The 5,280-nt window shown below is 60.5% G+C and carries 6 protein-coding genes; 3 read left to right on the forward strand and 3 right to left on the reverse strand.

Annotated features, from left to right (window positions below; all coding sequences use genetic code 11):
• Window positions 1–95: 95 nt before the first annotated feature.
• Genes secB through OQK_RS09195 form a run of 3 tightly spaced genes read right to left on the reverse strand, consistent with a single transcriptional unit; the run spans window position 96 to window position 1,308 of the window.
• Window positions 96–581: a protein-export chaperone SecB gene (gene secB, locus OQK_RS09185; protein WP_016772114.1), complete on the reverse strand. Its 486-nt coding sequence runs from the start codon at window positions 579–581 to the stop codon at window positions 96–98.
• A gap of 57 nt (window positions 582–638) precedes the next feature.
• The gene (grxC, locus tag OQK_RS09190; protein ID WP_016772115.1) at window positions 639–893 is read right to left on the reverse strand and encodes a glutaredoxin 3; all 255 of its coding nucleotides are present in this window, start codon (window positions 891–893) and stop codon (window positions 639–641) included.
• Window position 894: 1 nt separating this feature from the next.
• Window positions 895–1,308, reverse strand: coding sequence for a rhodanese-like domain-containing protein (locus OQK_RS09195; protein WP_016772116.1), 414 nt, complete (start codon window positions 1,306–1,308; stop codon window positions 895–897).
• Between the two features lie 153 nt (window positions 1,309–1,461).
• Between OQK_RS09195 and gpmI the strand changes: the two genes are divergently transcribed.
• The 3 genes from gpmI to OQK_RS09210 form a co-directional block, all read left to right on the forward strand.
• On the forward strand, window positions 1,462–2,991 hold the full coding sequence (gpmI, locus tag OQK_RS09200; RefSeq protein ID WP_016772117.1) for a 2,3-bisphosphoglycerate-independent phosphoglycerate mutase: 1,530 nt from the start codon (window positions 1,462–1,464) through the stop codon (window positions 2,989–2,991).
• Between the two features lie 254 nt (window positions 2,992–3,245).
• Window positions 3,246–4,532 (forward strand): murein hydrolase activator EnvC family protein, encoded by a 1,287-nt coding sequence (locus OQK_RS09205; RefSeq protein WP_016772118.1) that lies wholly within the window; start codon window positions 3,246–3,248, stop codon window positions 4,530–4,532.
• 31 nt (window positions 4,533–4,563) lie between these two features.
• Window positions 4,564–5,280, forward strand: a 717-nt coding sequence (locus tag OQK_RS09210; RefSeq protein ID WP_038860796.1) for a S41 family peptidase, incomplete at its 3' end; no start/stop codon positions are given.

Here is a 5,280-nt window from a genome sequence, read left to right on the forward strand (position 1 = left end):
TTCGTCTGACCAAAAACAATCGCGGGCAAGCCCTCTCCCACAGGAATGTGCAAAACCTGTGGGAGCGGGCTTGCCCGCGATGCGTATCCGAGCCGTTATTGAACGGTCGGGGTCTCGCCGCTTTCCTGCATGCGCTGCAGCTCTTGCGCGTACAGGGCATCGAAGTTCACCGGCGCCAGCATCAGCGCCGGGAACGAGCCACGGGTGACCAGGCTGTCCAGGGTTTCGCGGGCGTACGGGAACAGGATGTTCGGGCAGAACGCACCCAAGGTGTGGCTCATCGAAGCCGCGTCCAGATTCTTGATCAGGAAGATACCGGCCTGTTGCACTTCAGCGATGAAGGCCACTTCTTCACCGTTTTTCACGGTGACGGAAAGAGTCAGCACCACTTCGTAGAAATCGCCTTCCAGCGCTTTCTGGCGAGTGTTCAGATCCAGACCGACCGCCGGATCCCACTGCTGGCGGAAGATCGCCGGGCTTTTCGGGGCTTCGAAGGACAGGTCGCGTACGTAGATGCGCTGCAAGGAAAATTGCGGTGCGGTTTCTTCTTCGCTGGCTGCAGTGTTCTGTTGGTCAGTCATCTCAGATCCTTATCGATCTTGGGTCTTTTAGGGAGTGCTGTACGTGGGTGCAGCCGTTCAGCCCTTGAGCAGCGCGTCGAGTTTGCCGGCGCGTTCCAGGGCGTATAAATCATCGCAACCGCCGATGTGCTTTGCGCCGATCCAGATCTGCGGCACGGACGTGCGCCCGGCCTTTTTGGTCATTTCGGCACGCAGCTGCGGCTTGCCATCGACCTTGATCTCTTCGAAGGCCACGCCTTTGCTGGCGAGCAGATGCTTGGCGCGCGAGCAGTAAGGGCAGTAATCGCTGGAGTAGACGATGACTTCGCTCATGTCATTTCACCAGCGGCAGGTTGTCGCCTTTCCAGCTGGAAATCCCGCCGGACAGCTTGGCGGCGGTGAAGCCGGACTTCATCAGCTCGCGGGCGTGGGTGCCGGCGGTCTGACCGAGGGCATCGACCAGAATGATGGTCTTGGCCTTGTGTTTTTCCAGCTCGCCGACGCGGGCAGCCAGTTTGTCTTGCGGGATGTTCACCGCGCCGACGATGTGGCCAGCGGCATAATCCTTGGCCGGACGGATGTCCACTACCACGCCTGCGTCTTTATTGACCAATGCGGTCAGCTCGCCGGTGCTCAGGCTCTTGCCGCCGCCCTGCATCGTGTGCGCCAGCAACAGAGCCAGAAGTACGACGAAGATACCGACAAGAATGTAGTGGTTAGTGGCAAATTCAATCAGGTGAGCAACCATCGAAGGAGGTTCCAGGGCGTTAAAATGTCGGCCAGTATACACAGCCACTATGGTCGGCCAAACCCCGTCCGGCGGTGACGCGGTCGGAACTTCGCTTTAAACTCCAACTCCGTTTTCCATCGCCCTCTTCTTTATCAGCCACGAGTGGATTCCATGACGACTACGCCCAAACCTTTGGTCCTGATGATTCTCGACGGCTTCGGTCACAGCGACAGCCCCGAATCCAATGCCGTGTTCGCGGCGAAGAAACCTGTGCTGGATCGTCTGTGGGCCACGGTGCCAAACGGCTTGATTTCGGGCAGCGGCATGGACGTCGGCCTGCCGGACGGCCAGATGGGCAACTCCGAAGTCGGCCACATGAACCTCGGCGCCGGGCGCGTGGTGTATCAGGACTTCACCCGCGTGACCAAAGCGATCCGCGACGGCGAATTCTTCGAAAACCCGACCATCTGCGCCGCTGTAGATAAAGCCGTGGCCGCCGGCAAAGCCGTGCACTTCATGGGCCTGCTGTCCGATGGCGGCGTGCACAGCCACCAGGATCACCTGATCGCCATGGCCGAACTGGCCTTCAAGCGCGGCGCCGAAAAAATCTACCTGCACGCCTTCCTCGATGGCCGCGACACGCCGCCGAAAAGCGCCGCTTCGTCGATCGAACTGCTCGACGCGACTTTCCAGGCCTTGGGCAAAGGCCGGATCGCCAGCATCATCGGCCGCTATTTCGCCATGGACCGTGACAACCGTTGGGATCGCGTCGCCCAGGCCTACAACCTGATCGTCGACGGCAACGGCGAATTCAACGCCGCCACCGCTCAGGAAGGTCTCGAAGCCGCCTACGCCCGTGGCGAAAGCGACGAATTCGTCAAAGCCACTTCCATCGGTGAGCCGGTGAAAGTTGAAGACGGCGACGCCGTGGTGTTCATGAACTTCCGTGCCGACCGCGCCCGCGAGCTGACCCGCGTGTTCGTCGAAGACGATTTCAAGGAATTCGCGCGCGCCCGCCAGCCAAAACTGGCCGGTTTCGTCATGCTGACCCAGTACGCCGCAAGCATTCCGGCACCGTCGGCCTTCGCTGCCGGCAGCCTGGAAAACGTTCTCGGTGATTATCTGGCGAAAAACGGCAAGACCCAGCTGCGCATTGCTGAAACCGAAAAATACGCCCACGTGACCTTCTTCTTCTCCGGCGGTCGTGAAGAACCGTTCCCGGGCGAAGAGCGCATCCTGATCCCGTCGCCGAAAGTCGCGACTTATGACTTGCAGCCGGAAATGAGCGCCCCGGAAGTCACTGACCGTATCGTCGACGCCATCGAAAACCAGCGCTACGACGTGATCGTGGTCAACTACGCCAACGGCGACATGGTTGGCCACAGCGGCGTGTTCGACGCGGCGGTCAAAGCGGTCGAGTGCCTGGACACCTGCGTCGGTCGCATCGTCGAGGCGCTGGAAAAGGTCGGCGGCGAAGCACTGATCACGGCTGACCACGGCAACGTCGAGCAAATGGCCGATGAATCCACCGGTCAGGCGCACACCGCGCACACCACCGAGCCGGTGCCGTTCATCTACGTCGGCAAACGCGACCTGAAAGTGCGCGAAGGCGGCGTGCTGGCGGACGTAGCGCCGACCATGCTGATGCTGCTGGGTCTGGAAAAACCGGCGGAGATGACCGGGACTTCGATCCTGGTCTGAGCCGAATCCAGAAAACACCGCAAAAATCCTGTGGGAGCTGGCTTGCCAGCGATAGCAATCTGACAGCCAGCATTTATGTTGAATGTGCAGCCGCCATCGCTGGCAAGCCAGCTCCCACAGTGGTTTGTGCTGGGTTCGAAGATTATTTTCAGCTGTATCTCCAGCCAGTTATCACACAGCCCCAATTGGGCGTTTTTTTTGCAGCCTCGGGCGGGCATACTAGGCCGTCCTCTACCCTGGTGCCGCCCGCCCCTATGCTTCGCGTCCTGATCGCCCTTGCTCTGACCTGTCTGCTCCAGCCGGCCTTCGCCGACGAGCGCGCGCAAACCCAACAGCAGTTGGACGCCACGCGTCAGGATATCGCCGAGCTGAAAAAACTCCTGGGCAAGCTGCAGGAAGAAAAGTCCGGCGTGCAGAAAGAGCTCAAGGGCACTGAAACCGAGATGGGCAAGCTGCAGAAGCAGGTCGACGCGCTGCAGAAAGAACTGCAGAAAAGCGAATCCGAGCTACAGCGGCTCGATGCAGAGAAAAAAAAACTCCAGAGCGCGCGCACTGAACAGCAGCGACTGATCGCCATTCAGGCCCGAGCGGCGTACCAGAACGGCCGCCAGGAATACCTCAAGCTGCTGCTCAATCAGCAGAACCCCGAGAAGTTCGCCCGCACCCTCACCTATTACGACTACCTGAGCCAGGCACGCCTGGAGCAGTTGAAGAACTTCAACGAAACCCTGCGCCAGCTGGCCAATGTCGAAAAAGACATCGGCCTGCAGCAAGCGCAGTTGCTGGTGCAGAAAAGCGACCTCGACACTCAGCGCGAGGCACTCGAGAAAGTCCGCAAGGAGCGCCAGCAGGTTCTCGCCAGACTCAATGACGACGTCAAGGCCCGCGACCAGAAACTCGCCGCCCGCGAGCAGGATCAGGCAGACCTGTCTAAAGTCCTTAAAACCATTGAAGAAACCCTGGCCCGCCAGGCTCGTGAGGCAGAAGAAGCGCGGCAGAAAGCGCTGATCGCCCAGCAGGAAGCGGAAAAAAAGCGTTTGCGTGAGGCGCAGGCTGATAACAGCGACGCCCCACGGAAACCCGCCAGATCAAGCCCCGGCGCGCTGGTATCGAGCAGCGGCGAAACGTTTGGCGGGCCATTTGCTGCAACCCGGGGAAAACTTCCGTGGCCGGTTGATGGTCGATTACTCGCACGCTTCGGTGAAAGCCGTGGCGACGACGCCCGTACCAAGTGGGATGGCGTGATGATCAGCGCTTCCGCCGGCAGCCAGGTGCACGCCGTACACGGTGGGCGCGTGGTGTTTGCCGATTGGCTACGCGGCGCCGGTTTGCTGGTGATTCTCGATCACGGCAACGGTTTTCTGAGTCTTTACGGCCACAACCAGACGCTGCTCAAGTCGGCGGGTGATGTGGTCAAGGCTGGCGAGTCGATTTCCACTGTCGGTAACAGTGGCGGTCAGGATACGCCAGCGCTGTATTTCGCAATTCGTCAGCAGGGTCACCCGAGTGATCCGGCGCAATGGTGTCGTGCGCAAGGATAAGCGCACCATCTAATTCAGGAGTTCGTTCGACATGCTGCATTTGTCCCGCCTTACCTCGCTGGCCCTGACGATCGCCCTGGTGATCGGCGCGCCTCTGGCGTTCGCCGCACAACCGGCCCCGACCGTCGCTCCGGCAGGCACTGCCGCGACCGCCAAGGCGCCGTTGCCGCTGGAAGAGCTGCGCACCTTCGCCGAGGTCATGGACCGGATCAAAGCCGCGTACGTCGAGCCTGTGGACGACAAGACTCTGCTGGAAAACGCGATCAAGGGCATGCTCAGCAACCTCGATCCGCATTCGGCCTACCTTGGCCCGGAAGATTTCACCGAGCTGCAGGAAAGCACCAGCGGTGAATTCGGCGGCCTGGGCATCGAAGTCGGCGCCGAGGACGGCTTCATCAAGGTTGTCTCGCCGATCGACGACACCCCGGCGTCGAAGGCCGGCATTCAGGCTGGCGACTTCATCGTCAAGATCAACGGCCAGCCAACCCGCGGCCAGACCATGACCGAAGCCGTCGACAAGATGCGCGGCAAGATCGGCCAGAAAATCACCCTGACCCTGGTTCGCGATGGCGGCACGCCGTTCGACGTGACCCTGGCCCGTGCAGTGATTCAGGTGAAAAGCGTCAAGGCGCAACTGCTGGAATCGGGCTACGGCTACATCCGCATCACCCAGTTCCAGGTCAAGACCGGCGAAGAAGTCTCCAAGGCCTTGGCCAAACTGCGCAAGGACAACGGCAAGAAGCTCAAC

The organism is Pseudomonas sp. R62 (assembly GCF_000257605.1).
GTDB classification, from domain to species: domain Bacteria; phylum Pseudomonadota; class Gammaproteobacteria; order Pseudomonadales; family Pseudomonadaceae; genus Aquipseudomonas; species Aquipseudomonas atacamensis.